Raw genomic sequence first — 15937 nt, forward strand, 5'->3', positions numbered from 1 at the left:
CTGGGCACGCGCCCTGAACGAACCACAAGAGAAACTGAGAAGATTCAAGAATGACGCCCGACCAAAAAGCCCTCACCGAAGCCCTCATCACCGCACGCCAGGCCAACCGCACGCTCGACGCCACCCCGTGGGCCGACGCACTGCAAGACGCACCTCAAGCGTATGAAGTGCAAGACGCGGTAGCAGCAGCACTCGGCTGGTTCAACGGTGTTCCGAAGACCTGGAAGTCCGGCGGCGGCTCCCGCAGCGCCACGCTCACGCACGCCCCGCTGCCCCCGTCCGGCGTGCGCCAGAGCCCGGCCAACTTCAGCGACCTCACATTCCACACCCCCGGCATCGAGGCAGAAATTGCATTGCGACTCGGCCAGGACGTGACACCCGCCCAAGCCGCCGCACTCGACCACGACAACTCGGCAGCCCTCATCGACGCCATGGCCGTCTCCGTCGAAATCGTCGATGCGCGTTGGCAAGACCTGGCCGCCACACCCGCCCTATTGCGCCTGGCCGATTCGCAAGTCCACGGCGCACTCGTGCTCGGCGACTGGCAACCGTACGCCGCCGTCGACTGGGCCTCGCAGCGCTGCGAAACGAAGATCGGCGACGCAGAAACGGTGGTGCGCGAAGGCACGCATCCGCTGGCCGATCCGGCGTGGCTGCTGCCGATCTGGCTGCGCCACCTCACGCGCCACGGCCAGACCGTGCCCGCCGGCACCGTCGTCACCACCGGCTCGTGGGTCGGCGTGCTGCCCTGCCGCCGCGGTGATCAGGTGACGGCCGAGTTCCCCGGCATCGGCGCCGTGCGCTTGAGCGTGTAACGCCCGCCGCCCACGCCCGAGCACGCCACCAGGAAGTCGAGCACAGCCCGCACCCGCGCGGGCAGCGTGCCGGCCTTGCCGATGTACACCGCGTGGATCGGCTCGATCTCGCCCGGGTTGAACTCCTCGAGCAGCGGCACCAGCCGGCCGGCATCGATGTCGTGCTGGATGTGATACAGCGACAAGCGCGCCACGCCCGCCCCCGCAATCGCCAGCTGCCGCAACGTTTCGCCGTCGCCCGCGCGCACCGGCCCCGCCACCGGCAACATCACCATGCGGCCATCGACACGCAACGGCCAGTCGGGCGTGTTGCGCCGGTAGCTCCAGCCCAGCCGGTTGTGCGCCTCCAGCTCCTGCGGCGTGCGCGGCGTGCCGTACTTCGCCAGGTAGTCCGGCGCGGCCACGATGGCCTGGCTGGTTTCGCCCAGGCGCCGCGCCACCAGGTCGGACGACGGCAACTGGCCCCAACGGATCGCGATGTCGGCGCGCTCGTCCATCAGATCGACGATGCGATCGGTCAACGCAATGTCGAGCGTGATCTGCGGATGCATCTCGAGCAGGCGCGGCACCAGCGGCACCAGCTTGTGGTGCCCGAAGGACACGCTGGCGTTGATGCTCACCCGCCCGCGCGGCGCCGCACCGGCCGCGGCACAACGCTCGGCCTCGTCCATGTCGGCCAGCACGCGCGTGCTGCGCTCGTAGAAATGCAGCCCCTCGGGCGTGAGCTGCAGCTTGCGCGTGGAACGGTGCACGAGCTGGATGCCCAGGCGCAGCTCGAGCCGCGCCACCAGCTTGCTGACGGCCGAGGGCGTCATGTCCAGCAGTCGCGCCGCCGCCGAGAAACCGCCCGCCTCCACCACCTGCACGAAGGCCTCCATTTCGCCGGAGCGGTTGACATCGATGCGCGGCATGGCCTTCCTTTGTTGTGACTTGAATTCACAAGTGCATGTACTGGCGGCATTCTAGTCATCGAGTCCGATCGTCCGCACAGTACAGGCATCATGCCCATCGCTCTCCTTGCCCTCACCGCCGGTGCCTTCGGAATAGGCACCACCGAATTCGTCATCATGGGCCTGCTCATGCAGGTGTCGACGGATCTTCAGGTCTCCATCACGGCCGCCGGCCTGCTGATCTCGGGCTACGCGCTCGGCGTCGCGGTCGGTGCGCCCGTGCTCACCATCGCCACCCGCAAGCTGCCGCGCAAGACCGTGCTGCTCGCGCTGATGGCGATCTTCACGCTCGGCAACCTCGCCTGTGCGCTCGCGCCCAACTACGAAATGCTCATGGCCGCGCGCGTCATCACCTCGCTGGCGCACGGCACCTTCTTCGGCGTCGGCTCGGTGGTCGCCACCGGCCTCGTGGCGCCCGAGCGCCGCGCCTCGGCCATCGCGATCATGTTCACCGGCCTCACCGCCGCCACGCTGCTGGGCGTGCCGGCCGGCGCATGGCTGGGCCTGCAGCTGGGCTGGCGCTCGACCTTCTGGGCCGTGACGCTGATCGGCGTGCTGGCCTTCGTGGTGCTCGCGGCCTTCGTGCCCCGCATGAAGGGCGAGGCCAAGCCGGCTCCGCTGCGCGAAGAGCTGGCCGTGCTCGCCCGCCCGCAGGTGCTGCTGGGCCTGGCGATGACGGTGCTCGGCTTTGCCGGCGTGTTCGTGGTCTACACCTACATCCAGCCGCTGCTGACGCAGGTCACCGGCCTCTCGGAATCGGCCGTGTCGCCGGTCCTGCTGGTGTTCGGCGGCGGCCTGGCCGTCGGCAACATCCTGGGCGGCAAGCTGGCCGACCGCGCACCGATGGCCGCCGTGCTCGGCACGCTGGTGGCGCTGGCCGTGGTGCTCGGCGCGATGCAGTTCACCATCGGCACGCCGTTCACCGCCGTGGTCTTCGTCGGCCTGCTCGGCGTGGCCTCATTCGCCACGGTGGCACCGATGCAGCTGCGCGTGCTCGAGAAGGCCTCGGGCGCGGGCCAGAACCTGGCCTCGAGCCTGAACATCGCGGCCTTCAACCTCGGCAACGCACTCGGTGCCTGGGTCGGCGGCGTGACGATCGACCACGGCCCGGGGCTGCATGCGCTGGGCTGGGTGGCCGCGCTGCTCACGCTCGTGGGCCTGGCGATCGCGCTGTGGAGCCGCGCGCTCGACCGCCGCGCACAGAAGACCGGTCAGCTGCCGGCCGACGGCGCCTCGGCACGGGCCTGACCCTGCACCCCGAGGCGGCGCGCGAAGAACGAAAGGATCTCGTCGCGCGCCGCGATGGTCGGCTGGCCGGCCTCGTCGATCAGGTGCGCCGTCACCACGCTGTGCGGGCTCGCGACCACCTGCGAGAAGAACGACGGCAGGTCGCGCGTGTTGGCCGCGGTGTCGGGCAGCACGCGGGCCACGAAGCGGTCGCCCAGCGCCTCTGCGTACGCCGCGAAACGCTGGGCCCGGCAGAAGCGGTCGCCCTCGAAGCGGTAGGCCATCACCGTCAGGTCGTCGCGCTCCAGGCGCTGGCGCACCTGGGCGATCTCTTCCTGCGAGATCTCGATGCCGCCGGGGTTGTCCAGCGGCAGCGACGGCTGCGACAGCACGGGCGCCAGCACCGCCGGCTCCAGCATCATGGTGAGCGCGAAGTTGCCGGTGAAGCACATGCCGATCGCGCCCACGCCCGGCCCGCCGCACTCCGCATGCGCCAGCCGCGCCAAGGCGCGCAGCCACTGCGTCACCGGGCTCGAGGCGTTGCCCGCGAAGGCGCGGAACTCGGCGCTCACGCAGGCGCGCTGGAACACGGCCTTGCCCTCTTCCGCATCCGGCACGGCGCCGTCGCGGCCGAACATCGAGGGCATGTAGACCGTGAAGCCGGCGTCGCGCACCCAGCGGGCGAAACGCGCCACGTGCGGGCTGATGCCCGGCATCTCGGTCATCACGATCACGGCCGGGCCGGAGCCGGCGACGTAGACCGCCTTGGTGGCGCCGTCGAGCGTGATCTCGCGGCGGGTGAAGTCGTCGAGCGGGTCGGTCATGGCAAGGCCTTCCGGGCGTGCAGGGGAGCGCCGTGAGGCACAAGGGCAAGGATGTGGGACACGAAGGCACTTTCGGTGTTGCGACGATGCCCATTGCACCCGAGCACGCACTAGACTGCCAGTGTCCATTCAGACGCCTATCGGGCGTTTTCTGCCATGCACGATTTCACCGTTCTCGTCCTTCCGGGCAGCTTCGCCACCAGCACCGCCGTCACGCTCGACGTGCTGGCGGCAGCCGCCACGCTCGCGCCGCGCCACCAGATGCCCCGCCCCACCTGGCGCGTGGTGTCGCCCGATGGCGGCAGCGTGCCGCTGAGCAACGGCCTGCGGATCGACACCCTCGCCATGCCCCGCCGCGCGCGCGCCGACGGCTCGACGTGGATCGTGCCCGGCCTCGGCGTCGACAAGCCGGCCGACCTCGCACTGCGCCTGACCGACGACCACGCCCACGCCGCCATCGACGCGGTGCGGCGCCATGCCGCACGCGGCGGCGCGGTCGCTGCCTCGTGCTCGGCCGTGTTCCTGCTGCAGGCAGCCGGCCTGCTGGCGCAGCGCCGCGTCACCACCTCATGGTGGCTGGCGCCCGAGCTGCGCCGGATCGAACCGGCCTGCCACGTCGATGCCGACCGCATGGTCTGCGCCGACGGGCCGGTGAGCACCGCGGGCGCGGCCTTTGCGCAGTCGGACCTCATGCTGCACCTGCTGCGCACGCGCTTCGGCCCCGCGCTGGCCGAGGCCGTGAGCAAGGTGCTGCTGATCGACGGCCGCCAGGCGCAGGCCCCGTTCGTCGTGCCGTCGATGCTGTCCAACGGCAACGAACTGGTCGCGCGCCTCACGCGGCGCATCGAGGCCGCGCTGCCCACGCCACCGAGCGTGGCCGCGCTGGCCGAAGAGTTCGCGATGTCTCAGCGCACGCTGGCCCGGCGCGTGCGCGCCGCCACCGGCCTGGGGGCGCTGGCGCTGGTGCAGAGCGTGCGGCTGAACCGCGCGCGCCTGCTCATCGAGAGCAGCCGCATGACCATCGAGCAGGTCGCGGTGCAGGTCGGCTACGAAGACGCAACGGCGCTGCGGCGGCTGATGCGCAAGTCGGCCGGCGCGCCGCCGAGCCGGTTCCGCTCGGCGCTGCAGGCGGCGTGACGCGCTTGCCGCAGAATGCGCCGCACCATGAACCGTCCGTCTGTCACCCTCCGCCCCGCCACCGCAGCCGACGCGCACACGCTTGCCGCGCTCGCGATCCAGGTCTGGCTCGACACCTACGCCACCGACGGCGTGAACGACGTGCTCGGGCGCTACGTGCTCTCGACCTTCACGCCGGCGGCGTTCGCCGCGTGGTCCGAGTCGCCCCAGGTCGCGCTGCGCGCGGCGCAGGTCGGCGACCAGCTCGTGGGCTATGCGCTGCTGCAGTTCGGTGCCGCGCAGCCGCTGGTGCCGGGCTGCGACACCGAGCTGCGCACGCTCTACGTGCAGTCACCCTTCCAGCGCAGCGGTGTCGGGTCGATGCTGCTGCGCGAAGCCCGCAGCGCCGCCCATGTACGCACGGGCAGCGACGGCCTGTGGCTCGCGGTGTACGCGAAGAACCCGCGCGCTGTCGCGTTCTACGAAAAGCAGGGGCTGGCGGCGATGGGACTGACGCAGTTCATGCTCGGTGGAACGTCGCACGACAACCACGTGATGGCGACACCGGGCCGCTGATCAGCCCAGCGGCAGCTCGATGCACGCGGCCAGCGGCACCTCCGTGACGCGCTCGCTGCTCGCCACGACCACCGCCCGCCCCGGCTGCGCAATGCGCCGTTCGATCGCCTGCCACAGGCCGTGGATCGAACGCGCATCGAGCGCGCCCACCGGGTCGTCCAGCAGCACCACGGGCCGCCCCGACGCGAGCGCGGCGGCCAGCCCGACCTTGCGGCGCGAACCGGTCGACAGCATGAACATCTGCTTTTCCAGATGCGGCACGAGAGAGAAGGCCTCGACGAGGCGCTGCCACTCGGCCTTGTCGAACCCCGCATCGCCCTCGCCCAGCAAGGCCGTGCAGGCCTGGACGCTGAGCGCATCGAAGGCTTCCCACGCCGGCTCGCAGAAGAAGACCTGGCGCCGGTAGGCCGCGGGTTCGGCGTCGAGCGCCACGCCGGCCGCGCGCAGTTGCCCGGCCGATGCGGGCTGCTGTCCCGCCAGCACGCGCAGCAAGGTCGACTTGCCGCTGCCGGTGTCGCCGTACAGCAGCGTGACGCCCTCACCGATGGCGGCGGACCAGCGGTCGGCCAACGCAGGCTGGTCGGGGTACGCGAAGCGCAGGTTCTGGATCTGCAGGAGGGAAGAAGTCGAGGAAGTTCGCATGAGAAGGGGGAACGAAACGGCGATGAACGCGATTGTGTCGCCGCCGTGATTCAGACCCCGCCGGCGTCCAGCGGCGACAGCCCCTTCACCCACTCGAACACCGCCGCCACGTTCGGATCGTCTCGCCGCGCCTGCGGGCACACCAGGTAGAACGGCGAGCCCTGCAGCACCGGCCCGAAGGGCTGCACGAGGTTGCCCGCGCGCAGCTCGTCCGCGATGAGCGCCAGGCCCATCAGCGCCACGCCCTGCCCCTGCAGCGCGGCCGAGACGGTGTGGGTTTCGTCGGAGAACACGGGGCCGGCCGTCACGTCCAGGCCGGGCACCTGGGCCACCTGCTGCCATGCGGCCCAGGTGCCCGGTTGGGTCTTGCTGTTCGGCACCGCGAAATGCAGCAGCGTGTGCTTCACGAGGTCGGCCGGGCGGCGCAGCTTGAGCGCGGGGCTGCAGGCCGGCGCGAAGACGGTGTCGAACAGCTTCTCGGCCACGAGGCCCGGCCACTGGCCCTTGCCGTAGCGGATGGCGACGTCGGCGGTGAGGCCGTCCAGCGGCACCGCGTCGTGCGAGGCGTGGATGCGCAGGTCGAGCCGCGGGTGCGCCGCGCGCAGCGCTCCCACGCGCGGCAGCAGCCAGCGCGCGGCCACGGCGGGCGTGGTCGACAGCGTGATCGCACTACGCTCGGGCGGCGCCCGCAGCCGCGCCACCGCCTGCGCCATGGCGCTGAACGAATCGCTCAGCACCGCCTGCAGCTCGCGGCCCTGCGGCGTCAGCACGAGCTGGCGCGGCTGGCGCACGAACAGCGCCACGCCCAGCGATTCCTCGAGCTGTCGCACCTGGTGGCTGATGGCCGTGGGCGTGACCGACAGCTCGTTCGCCGCGAGCTTGGCGCTGCAATGGCGCGCGGCGGCCTCGAAGGCGCGCAGCGAGGCCAGCGGAGGCAGGGAATGCAGGAGGGCCATGGCGTGCTGATAGATGAATTGAATTTTCTGCAGCGAGAAAAATTCGTCGTTTGTCCGGCCATGGATGCTTCGATAGATTGGGAACCGTGTCAAGCAGACAGCTGAATTCCCTTCATCCAACCGAGGACCACGCCATGACCACCACCACCCTGCTCCACATCGACGCCAGCCCCCGTTCCGGCCGTTCGGGCGCCGTCGTCCACGGCTCGCATTCGCGTCGCCTGAGCCACCACTTCGTCAGCACCTGGCAGGCGGCCCGCCCGCACGACGAGGTGATCTACCGTGACTTCGGCATCGCGCCGCCGCAGGCGGTCACCGGCGACTGGATCCACAGCGCCTACACGCCCGCCGAAGCGCGCGAGCCCTGGATGCACGAGGTGCTGGCCGAGAGCGACACCTTCATTGCCGAGCTGCGCCGCGCCGACGTGATCGTGATGGGCACGCCCATGTACAACTACAGCGCCCCGGCCACCGTGAAGGCGTGGATCGACAACATCGTGCGCGTCGGCGAGACCTTCGACATGGACCCGAGCCTGGACGACCCCTACGTGCCGCTGCTGGCCGAGCGCCCGCGCCGCACGGTGCTGCTCACCGCGCACGGCAGCAGCGGCTTCGGGCCTGGCGGCATGCAGGCGCATCTGAACTTCCTGGTGCCGGGCGTGAAGGCCGCGCTGGGCCTGGTCGGGCTGCGCGAGGTGCACGACATCGCGGTCGAGCATGCGGAAGACCGGGGCGACCTGCTGGAACGGTCGATGGCCGAGGCGCTGTCGGGCATCGAGCAATTGGTGCGCGACCTGCAGGCGAAGGTGCAGGCCGGCTGAGCGCGGCCCCTCGCGAAGACGGGCCGCCTCTTCAGGAAAGGATCAAGCCGAGCGCAGCTGCTCGCGCAGCTTCTGGCCGATCTCGGGGCGCTCCAGGAACGGGTCGGCCGGGTTGGTGATCGACACGATGTTCTCCATGCGGCTCTTCACGTTGCCCAGCGCCTTGGGGTGGCTGAACACGTAGAACTGGTTGTCGCTGATGGCCTCGAACACCTTGTGCGCCACCTCGGCGGCCGTGATCTTGCCGCTGCTCACCGCCTTGTTGCTCATGGCCTGGCCGATGAGCTGGCTCTTGGTGAGCTCGGTGTCCTTCGGTGCGTTCGGGCGGTTGCGCTCGCTGCTCGTGATGCCGGTGGGCACGAAGTACGGGCACAGCAGGCTGGCGCCGATCTGGTCGGTGACCAGGTTCAGGTCCTGGTACATGGTTTCGGTCAGGCTCACGACGGCGGCCTTGGCCGCGTTGTAGATGCCCATGTTGGGCGGCGTGAGCAGGCCGGCCATGCTGGCGGTGTTGGTGATGTGGCCGCGGTAGCTCGGGTCCTTGGCGGCGGCCTCGAGCATCATGGGCGTGAAGAGGCGCACGCCGTGGATCACGCCCCACAGGTCGACGCCCAGCACCCATTCCCAGTCGGCCACGGTGTTTTCCCACACCAGGCCGCCCGCGCCCACGCCGGCGTTGTTGAACACGAAGTGCGGCGCGCCGAAGCGCTCCTTGACGGCGGCGGCCAGCGCTTCCATCTGGGCCGCGTCGGACACGTCGACCTTGCGCGCCAGCACCTGGACGCCCAGGGCTTCCATTTCTGCCTTGGCCTTGTCGAGTGCGTCCTGCTGCACGTCGACCAGCACGAGGTTCATGCCGCGGGCGGCGCCGATGCGCGCGCATTCGAGGCCGAAGCCCGAGCCTGCGCCGGTGAGTACGGCGGTCTTGCCCTTGAAGTCCTGGATCATTTGCCGGTGTCCTTGTCTCTGACGTTGAAGCGGAAGCCCCTATTGAAATACGGAACGCGCGCCGGCGCAGTCACGAAGGTGCCCCGACCCGCGCCCGCATCGGGCGTTTTCAGGCCTCTGCTTTCTTCAACACATACCCGATGCGCGGAAAGTGCACATGCACCGTGCCCGTGCGCTCGCTGCTGCGCTCCAGCGTGTAGTGGGTGCGCGTGGCGGCCACCAGCGTGCCCGCCGTCTCTTCGAGGCCGAAGCTCTCGGCGCGGATGGTGACGGCGCTGCCCAGCGCAATGCCGTGGTCGTCCTGGAAGGTGCTGTCGGTCAGCAGCGTGTGCGGCGTGGCCGCCTTGGCGACGGCGATGGCCTCGTCGCTGGAGAACTTCGACGAGGTGCCGTGGCCGATGGCCGCCATGCGGTCCATCCAGTCGAGCACCGCGGGCGTCAGATCGAGGATGCCCTTCACCGCCTCGATGCGGCGCGTGTACCACAGCGGGTGGTAGGCCGAGAAGTCGGCGATGCACGGCACTTCGCCCAGCAGGAAGGGCTTGTCGTCGAGCATGTCGGACAGGCGGCGCAGGTACGACTTGTAGGCGCCGGTGGCGTCGGCCGGGCGCAGGCGCGTCATGTTGCCGGCGCTCATCTTGCCGCGGTCTTCGCCGAAGGCCTTGATGGCTTCGGGCGGCGCCTTGGCGAACACCTCGGCGGCGCCCCTGGGCTGCAGGCTCCAGGCCATCGCGGCCCAGAACAACGAGGTGTCGGCCCACTGCGCGAGGATGCGCGACATGCCCTTCTCGGGCTGCGGGTAGAGCGTGGGCTCGGGCTGCAGGTGCTCCAGAACGTCGGCGATGAGCGCGCTGTCGCAGTACATGTCGGCACCGATCTGCAGGAACGGCGTCTTGCGGTAGCCGCCCGTGAGCACTTCGACGTCGGGCTTGGGCATGATCGGCGGAATGAAGACCGACTTCCACGCCAGCTGCTTGGCGCCGAGGATCGTGCGCACCTTTTCCGAGAACGGCGAGGTGGTGTAGTGGTGAAGGATGAGGTCGGCCATGGTGTCTTTCGTGGAGGTGTTCTTGTCGGGGTTCAGCGCGGCTGCGCGCGCTGGATGATCGAATCGAAATCGGTGCCCGCGCCCAGCGTGCCGAAGGCCTGGCCCCAGTCGCCGCCCAGGCGCGAGGCGCAGAAGGCGTCGGCCACGGCGGCGGGCGCGGTCTGCACCAGCAAGGCGGCCTGCACGGCCAGCGCCACGTCCTGCGCGAGGCGGCGCGCCTCGGTCTCGGAGGCCATGGCCTCGATGCGTGCGGGCAAGGCGTCGGCCAGGCGATCGAGGGCGGCCTGCTGGCCGCGCGCGGGGGCCAGCTCGTGCGCCAGCGCGGCCACGGCGTCGCCCTTGCGCAGGCCGCGCAGCAGGTCGAGCGCCATGATGTTGCCGGCGCCCTCCCAGATGGAGTTGAGCGGCATCTCGCGGTAGATGCGCGCGAGGATGCCCTCGCCGCCCTCTTCCACGTAGCCGTTGCCGCCCAGGCACTCCATGGCCTCCTGCGCGAAGTGGCTGCCGCGCTTGCAGATCCAGAACTTGGCGACCGGCGTGAGCAGGCGCGCCATCAGGTTCTCGTGCGCGTCGGCCTGGCGGTCGAAGGCCCGTGCGAGGCGGATCGCCAGGGCGGTGGCAGCTTCGCTTTCGAGCGCGAGGTCGGCCAGCACGTTCTTCATGAGCGGCTGTTCGACCAGCGGCTTGCCGAAGGCCTGGCGCTGCGCCGTGTGGTTCAGCGCAATGCCCAATGCCTGGCGCATGAGGCCGCTGGTGCCGAGCGAGCAGTCGAGCCGCGTCATCGTGCCCATCTCGAGGATCTGCGGAATGCCGCGGCCCTCCTCGCCCACGAGCCAGGCGCTGGCGCCATGGAACTCGACCTCGGAGCTGGCGTTGGCCTTGTTCCCGAGCTTGTCCTTCAGGCGCTGGATGTAAATGGCATTGCGCGAACCATCGGGCAGCACGCGCGGCAGGAAGAAGCACGACAACCCGGCCGGCGCCTGCGCGAGGATGAGGAAGGCGTCGCACATCGGCGCCGAGAAGAACCACTTGTGGCCCGTGATCGCGTAGCGCTCGCCCCAGGCGTCGCTGCCGTCGCGCACGGCCTGCGTGGTGTTGGCCCGCACGTCGGAGCCGCCCTGCTTCTCGGTCATGCCCATGCCCATGGTCACGCCGGGCTTGTCGTGCAGCGGCTTCAGGGTGGGGTCGTACCAGAGGCTGGCGAGCTTCGGGCCCCACTCGGCATGCACGCCTGCATTGCCGCGCAAGGCGGGCGTCACCGCGTAGGTCATCGAGATCGGGCACAGGATGGACGGCTCCAGCTCAGTGAAGAGCATGAAGCCCGCCGCGCGCAGCACGTGCGGCGAGGCGGATGTGCCGGTCCACGGCGTGCCGTGCAGGCCCGCACCCACGGCGGCGGTCATCAACGCGTGGTAGCTCGGATGGAACTCCACTTCGTCGATGCGACGGCCGAAGCGGTCGTGCGTGTGGAGTTCGGGCGTGTGGATGTTGGCCAGCCGCGCATGCGTCTGCATGGCGGCCGAACCGAGGGTGGCGCCCAGCTCGTGCAGCTGCGTGGTCTGCAGCGCGGGCGCGTTGAATTTCAGCGCATCGCGCAGGGGGCGGTGGGTGTCGAAGAGGTTGTAGTCGACCAGCGGCGTGGGCTGGTTGAAGACCTCGTGTGTCGTGTCCATGACCGGCCTCCTTGCCGTGCGTTTCAAGCCATCAGATGAGCTTCACCAGTTGCTTGCCGAAATTCTTGCCCTTGAGCAAACCCAGGAAGGCCTCAGGGGCAGCTTCGATGCCCTGCGCGATCGACTCGCGCGGCTTGAGCTTGCCCGTGCCCACCAGCGTGCCGAGTTCGGTCAGCGCCTCGGGCCACACTTCCATGTGCTCGCTGACGATGAAGCCCTCGATCTTCAGGCGGTTGATGAGGATCAGCGCCGGGTTCGCCAACGGCAGCGGCTGGCCGTCGTAGCCCGCGATCATTCCGCACAGCGCCACGCGCGCGAAGGCGTTGGTGCGCAGCAGCACGGCGTCGAAGATGTAGCCGCCGACGTTCTCGAAGTAGCCGTCGATGCCGTTCGGGCAGGCTTCCTTGAGCGCGGCGCTCATGGTCTTCACGTCGGGGTGCTGGCGGTAGTCGATGCAGGCGTCGAAGCCGAGCTCGTCGGTCACGTACTTGCACTTGTCGGGGCCGCCCGCAATGCCGACCACGCGGCAGCCGCGCGCCTTGGCCAGCGCGCCGAAGGCACTGCCCACGGCGCCGCTGGCGGCGGTGATGACCACGGTTTCACCGGCCTTGGGCGCGATGATCTTCACGAGGCCGTACCAGGCCGTCACGCCGGGCATGCCGACAGCGCCGAGGTAGTGCGACAGCGGCACGTGCGTGGTGTCGACCTTCTTCAGCGCGCCGGGCTGCGAGGCATCGACCACGCTGTATTCCTGCCAGCCGCCGAAGCCGACGACCTTGTCGCCCACGGCGAACTTGGGGTGCTTGCTCTCGACCACTTCGCCGACCGTGCCGCCCTGGAACACCTGGCCCACGGGTTGCGGCTGCGCGTAGCTCTTCGAGTCGTTCATGCGCCCGCGCATGTACGGGTCGAGGCTCATGTAGTGGTGGCGCACCAGCACCTGGTTGTCGGCGAGCGCGGGCGTCTCGACAGTCACCAGCTTGAAGTTGCTGGCCGTGGCTTCGCCCTCGGGGCGGTTGTCGAGGTGGATCTGCTTGTTGGTGGGCATGAAAGTCTCCGGGGGAATGGGGTGTCAGTCGGTCGATGGCGGACGCATGGCGTTCGCGCTCGCGGGGCCGGTCGGCAGCCGGCGCTTCACGTACTTGAAGGTGCCGGTGGCATGGGCGCACACGCGCTCCTGCTCGTCGTAGATCTTGGCCTCCGTGAAGGCCAGCGTCGCGGTGCGGTGCAGCAGCGTGCCGCGCGCGTGCAGCGGGCCGACCGACGGTTGCATGAAGCTGGTCTTCATCTCGATGGTGACCACGCCGGTCTCGGGCGCCACGCTGCGCGCGGCGGCCGCCATGGCGATGTCGAGCAGCGTCATGCAGGCGCCGCCGTGCGTCACGTCGAAGGTGTTCAGGTGCTCGGGCTTGGCGGTGTAGATGATCTCGGACTGGCCGTCCTCGAACTTCGTGAGCTCGAAGCCGAGGTGGCGCGCGAACGGAATCTGGCTCGTGTACGAGCGGATGTTGATGTCGCTGGACTTTTCAGGCGAATCGGACATGTCAGGCCGCACCCAGCACCACGCTCACGCCGCCATCGACCGCGACCCACTGGCCGGTGATGTGCTTGCCGGCGTCACTCGCGTACAGCAGCGTCAGGCCCTTCAGGTCTTCGTCGTCACCCAGGCGGCCCAGTGGTGCCGAGGCGGCCATGTGCTCTTCGCCCAGGGTCTTGATCAGGCCCGCCGCCATCTTCGTCATGAAGAAGCCCGGGCAGATCGCGTTCACGTTGATGTTGTACTTGCCCCATTCGGCGGCCAGCGTCTTGGTGAAGCCGATCACCGCGGTCTTCGAGGTGTTATAGGCCAGCGTCTGCATGCCGGGCGGGTTGCCGTTCAGGCCCGCGATCGAGGCGATGTTGATGATGCGCCCGCGCTTCTGCGGGATCATGTAGCCGTTGGCAACCTGCTGCGCCAGGATGAAATAGCCGCGCACGTTGAGGTTCATCACCTTGTCCCAGGCCTCGACCGGGTGGCTCTCGGCCGGCGAACCCCAGCTGGCGCCGGCGTTGTTGATGAGGATGTCGACGCCGCCCATGCGCTGCAGGGTCTCGTCGGCCAGGCGGCGGGTGTCTTCTTCCTTGGAGCAGTCGGCGGCGATCCAGCGCGCGTCGATGCCGGCGGCCTGCAGCTCGGCGGCGGCCTGTTCCAGGTCGTCGGCCTTGCGCGAGCTCAGCATGATCTTCGCGCCGGCTTCGCCCAGCGCATGGGCCATCTGCAGGCCCAGGCCGCGCGAGCCGCCGGTGATGAGCGCCGTCTGACCCGTGAGGTCGAACAGCTGTTGGGTGGTGCGGGGCTTCGTCATGTCGGTGTCTCCGGTGTGGATGATGAAAGAAGAGGGTTGCGTTGGCGCTGGAGGCAGGGACTTCGGGCCGTCAGGACGCGGTGTCGTCCGCCTCGACGGCGGCGGCCTTGCCGGCGGCCACGGCTTTTTTCAGCCGGCGCCAGTCGGCCTGGTTCACGTCGGCATAGCCTTCGGCGAAATCGGCGAGCGCCGTGTTGAAGCTCCTGGAGCGCCCCAGGTAGCCGTCGATGGCCCAGGCGTCGCCGCCCTTGGCATGCGCGCGGGCCAGGCTGTAGCCGCAGGCTTCGGCGAACTCGAGCAGGTCGACCGGCTTGAAGTCCTCGAGCTTGTAGGAGGCCTTCATGTCGCGCAGCTGCCGCACGTAGAAGCCGCGCCCGCCCGGTCCCTGGGCCCAGCCCAGGAAGACGTCGCTGGCGGCCTGTGCCAGCCGCTGGCCCTGCACCACGCGCTGGCCCGGCGACGCCGTGTCCGGTGCCGCGCCCAGCGGGGCTTCGAGCACCGACTCGCCGGCCTCCTTGCACTGCAGGAACAGCGGGTGCGCGCGGTCGGCCACGAACAGCAGCAGGAAGCAGCGCCGGCCGACCGAGCCGACGCCGGGCGTGAGCACCGCGACGTCGTGCAGCTCGTAGCGGTCGAACAGCCGCTGGCGCTCGGGCGGCAGGCTGGCGCGGTACTGCGCCAGGAAGGCCGGCAGCCCGGCGCGGAAGCGCTTGATTTCACGCGCCGTCGCGCGGGCGTCGTGGTACACGAACGGCGGCTGGTCGCGGATCATGAGGCGGCCGTCGACCGTCTCGGTCGCGCTGTCGGCGAACACGCGCGAGGTGCTGCGGCGCGCCTTCTTGATGACCGCGAGTTCGGTCGCGTCTTCGGCGCCGAGCTTCAGCAGGGTTTGCGAGGTGAGCCGCGCGTACCAGGCCTCCAGCGTGTCCATGCGTGCGAAGGCCCGCATGCGGTCGCGGTAAGCCTCGGCCAGCTGCTGCACGGCCTCCCGCCCGATGCGCGGCTTGAAACCCCGGTCGCGCGCGGCCACCACGAACGAGGTGGCCAACCGGCGCACGTCCCAGTCGAAGGGCCCCTGCAGGGTTTCGTCGAAATCGTTGATGTCGAAGACCAGCGCCCGCTCGAGGCTGGCAAAGAAGCCGAAGTTCGCGAGGTGCGCATCGCCGCACAGCTGCGTCGCGATGCCGCTGTGCGGCAGCCTGGCGAGGTCGTTCGCCATCAGGCTGGCGGCGCCGCGGTAGAACGTGAAGGGGCTGACCAGCATGCGGCCGTGGCGCACCGGCACCAGCTCGGGCACGTGGCCGCGGTTGGACGCCTTCAGCCAGCCGAGCGGATCGCGGTCGGCCGCGTCGGGCCGGGGCACCTGCGCCCACTGGCCGAGCGCACAGCGCTGGCGCTGCGCACGGCCGAACGCCCGCCGCTCGGCCGGTGAGGCCGTGGCGTTGGGCGCGTGGGGTTCAGAGCTCATAGTCCATGCACTGGCGGGCTTCGCGCACGGCGCCGATGAAGGGCTTGAGCGCCACGTGCTGCGGGTGGTCCGCATAGGCCGCCAGCGCGGCGGCGTCGGTGAATTCCGAGTTGAGGATCAGGTCGTAGGTGGCCTCGAGCCCGGGCTGGGCAATGACCACCTCGAAACGGTGCGTGCCGGGCGAGAGCTTGGCGCAGGCGTCGAGCAGCGCCTTGGCTTTGAGCAGGTTGGTCGCCTTGTCGGCGCCCTCGGCGTGCTCCTTGAACTTCCACATCACGATGTGCTTGAGCATGGTCGGTCCTTGCCTTGTTCTTACTTGAGCCGCGAACGCACGTAGATGAGCACGACGCCCACCGCGGCGACCACGACGCCGGGCACGGCCATGGACCAGCCCAGCATGGGCTCGGTGCGGCCCGTGGCGATGCCCAGGATCACGAGGAACAGGCCGCCGTAGATCAGGATCCAGATCCACTTCTCGAGCCGCGCATGCGGCTTGGGTGGTTTCGGCGGTTGGGCGGCGGGCGGGGG

Annotated in this window: 18 protein-coding genes; 5 read left to right on the forward strand and 13 right to left on the reverse strand. The window is 69.7% G+C overall.

Features of this window, described 5'->3' with window-relative positions:
- Positions 1–50: 50 nt before the first annotated feature.
- A complete protein-coding gene (locus AC3WQR_RS16780) occupies positions 51–815 on the forward strand; it encodes a fumarylacetoacetate hydrolase family protein (RefSeq protein ID WP_492742871.1) in 765 nt (254 codons plus the stop codon).
- Here AC3WQR_RS16780 and AC3WQR_RS16785 read toward each other — a convergent pair.
- On the reverse strand, positions 764–1726 hold the full coding sequence (locus AC3WQR_RS16785; protein ID WP_095948546.1) for a LysR family transcriptional regulator: 963 nt from the start codon (positions 1724–1726) through the stop codon (positions 764–766). The two genes, AC3WQR_RS16780 and AC3WQR_RS16785, sit on opposite strands and share 52 nt — an antisense overlap.
- 90 nt (positions 1727–1816) lie before the next feature.
- Here AC3WQR_RS16785 and AC3WQR_RS16790 point away from each other — a divergent pair, with 90 nt between their 5' ends.
- Entirely contained in the window at positions 1817–3013 is a 1197-nt protein-coding gene (locus tag AC3WQR_RS16790) for an MFS transporter (RefSeq protein WP_492742873.1), read from the forward strand.
- On the opposite strand, the gene AC3WQR_RS16795 is transcribed toward AC3WQR_RS16790, so the two are convergent.
- Positions 2977–3816: a dienelactone hydrolase family protein gene (locus tag AC3WQR_RS16795; protein ID WP_492742875.1), complete on the reverse strand. Its 840-nt coding sequence runs from the start codon at positions 3814–3816 to the stop codon at positions 2977–2979. The genes AC3WQR_RS16790 and AC3WQR_RS16795 overlap by 37 nt on opposite strands.
- Before the next feature lie 156 nt (positions 3817–3972).
- On the opposite strand from AC3WQR_RS16795, the gene AC3WQR_RS16800 reads away from it, so the two are divergent.
- Positions 3973–4953, forward strand: a complete 981-nt coding sequence (locus AC3WQR_RS16800) for a GlxA family transcriptional regulator (RefSeq protein WP_492742876.1) — start codon at positions 3973–3975, stop codon at positions 4951–4953.
- Positions 4954–4980: 27 nt separating this feature from the next.
- Positions 4981–5508: a GNAT family N-acetyltransferase gene (locus AC3WQR_RS16805; RefSeq protein WP_492742878.1), complete on the forward strand. Its 528-nt coding sequence runs from the start codon at positions 4981–4983 to the stop codon at positions 5506–5508.
- On the opposite strand, the gene AC3WQR_RS16810 is transcribed toward AC3WQR_RS16805, so the two are convergent.
- Both AC3WQR_RS16810 and gcvA read right to left on the reverse strand, forming a co-directional pair.
- On the reverse strand, positions 5509–6150 hold the full coding sequence (locus AC3WQR_RS16810) for an ABC transporter ATP-binding protein (protein WP_492742880.1): 642 nt from the start codon (positions 6148–6150) through the stop codon (positions 5509–5511). It abuts the gene before it with no gap.
- Between the two features lie 50 nt (positions 6151–6200).
- On the reverse strand, positions 6201–7106 hold the full coding sequence (gene gcvA / locus AC3WQR_RS16815) for a transcriptional regulator GcvA (protein ID WP_492742882.1): 906 nt from the start codon (positions 7104–7106) through the stop codon (positions 6201–6203).
- Between the two features lie 134 nt (positions 7107–7240).
- Here gcvA and AC3WQR_RS16820 point away from each other — a divergent pair, with 134 nt between their 5' ends.
- Complete coding sequence (locus AC3WQR_RS16820) at positions 7241–7927, forward strand: FMN-dependent NADH-azoreductase (RefSeq protein ID WP_159271796.1); 687 nt, start codon at positions 7241–7243, stop codon at positions 7925–7927.
- A 42-nt stretch (positions 7928–7969) separates the two neighbouring features.
- Here the strand turns inward: AC3WQR_RS16820 and AC3WQR_RS16825 are convergent, their stop codons facing one another.
- The 9 genes from AC3WQR_RS16825 to AC3WQR_RS16865 all read right to left on the reverse strand — a co-directional run.
- Complete coding sequence (locus AC3WQR_RS16825; protein WP_062471360.1) at positions 7970–8875, reverse strand: SDR family oxidoreductase; 906 nt, start codon at positions 8873–8875, stop codon at positions 7970–7972.
- A 109-nt stretch (positions 8876–8984) separates the two neighbouring features.
- Positions 8985–9923, reverse strand: coding sequence for a glutathione S-transferase family protein (locus AC3WQR_RS16830; protein WP_492742883.1), 939 nt, complete (start codon positions 9921–9923; stop codon positions 8985–8987).
- A 32-nt stretch (positions 9924–9955) separates the two neighbouring features.
- Positions 9956–11596: an isovaleryl-CoA dehydrogenase gene (locus tag AC3WQR_RS16835; RefSeq protein ID WP_492742885.1), complete on the reverse strand. Its 1641-nt coding sequence runs from the start codon at positions 11594–11596 to the stop codon at positions 9956–9958.
- A gap of 31 nt (positions 11597–11627) precedes the next feature.
- The gene (locus AC3WQR_RS16840) at positions 11628–12644 is read right to left on the reverse strand and encodes an NADP-dependent oxidoreductase (RefSeq protein WP_492742887.1); all 1017 of its coding nucleotides are present in this window, start codon (positions 12642–12644) and stop codon (positions 11628–11630) included.
- A gap of 24 nt (positions 12645–12668) precedes the next feature.
- Positions 12669–13139, reverse strand: coding sequence for a PaaI family thioesterase (locus AC3WQR_RS16845; RefSeq protein ID WP_082817985.1), 471 nt, complete (start codon positions 13137–13139; stop codon positions 12669–12671).
- A gap of 1 nt (position 13140) precedes the next feature.
- Positions 13141–13941, reverse strand: coding sequence for an SDR family oxidoreductase (locus AC3WQR_RS16850; protein ID WP_492742889.1), 801 nt, complete (start codon positions 13939–13941; stop codon positions 13141–13143).
- Between the two features lie 70 nt (positions 13942–14011).
- Positions 14012–15409: a DUF2252 domain-containing protein gene (locus AC3WQR_RS16855; RefSeq protein ID WP_492742891.1), complete on the reverse strand. Its 1398-nt coding sequence runs from the start codon at positions 15407–15409 to the stop codon at positions 14012–14014.
- A complete protein-coding gene (locus AC3WQR_RS16860; protein WP_307638155.1) occupies positions 15399–15701 on the reverse strand; it encodes a Dabb family protein in 303 nt (100 codons plus the stop codon). Before AC3WQR_RS16860 ends, AC3WQR_RS16855 begins: the two co-directional genes overlap by 11 nt.
- 20 nt (positions 15702–15721) lie before the next feature.
- Positions 15722–15937: hypothetical protein (locus AC3WQR_RS16865; RefSeq protein WP_492742893.1), on the reverse strand; the 216-nt coding region annotated here is incomplete at its 5' end.

It is taken from the genome of Variovorax sp. FW305-3-2-15-B-LB1 (genome assembly GCF_058787635.1).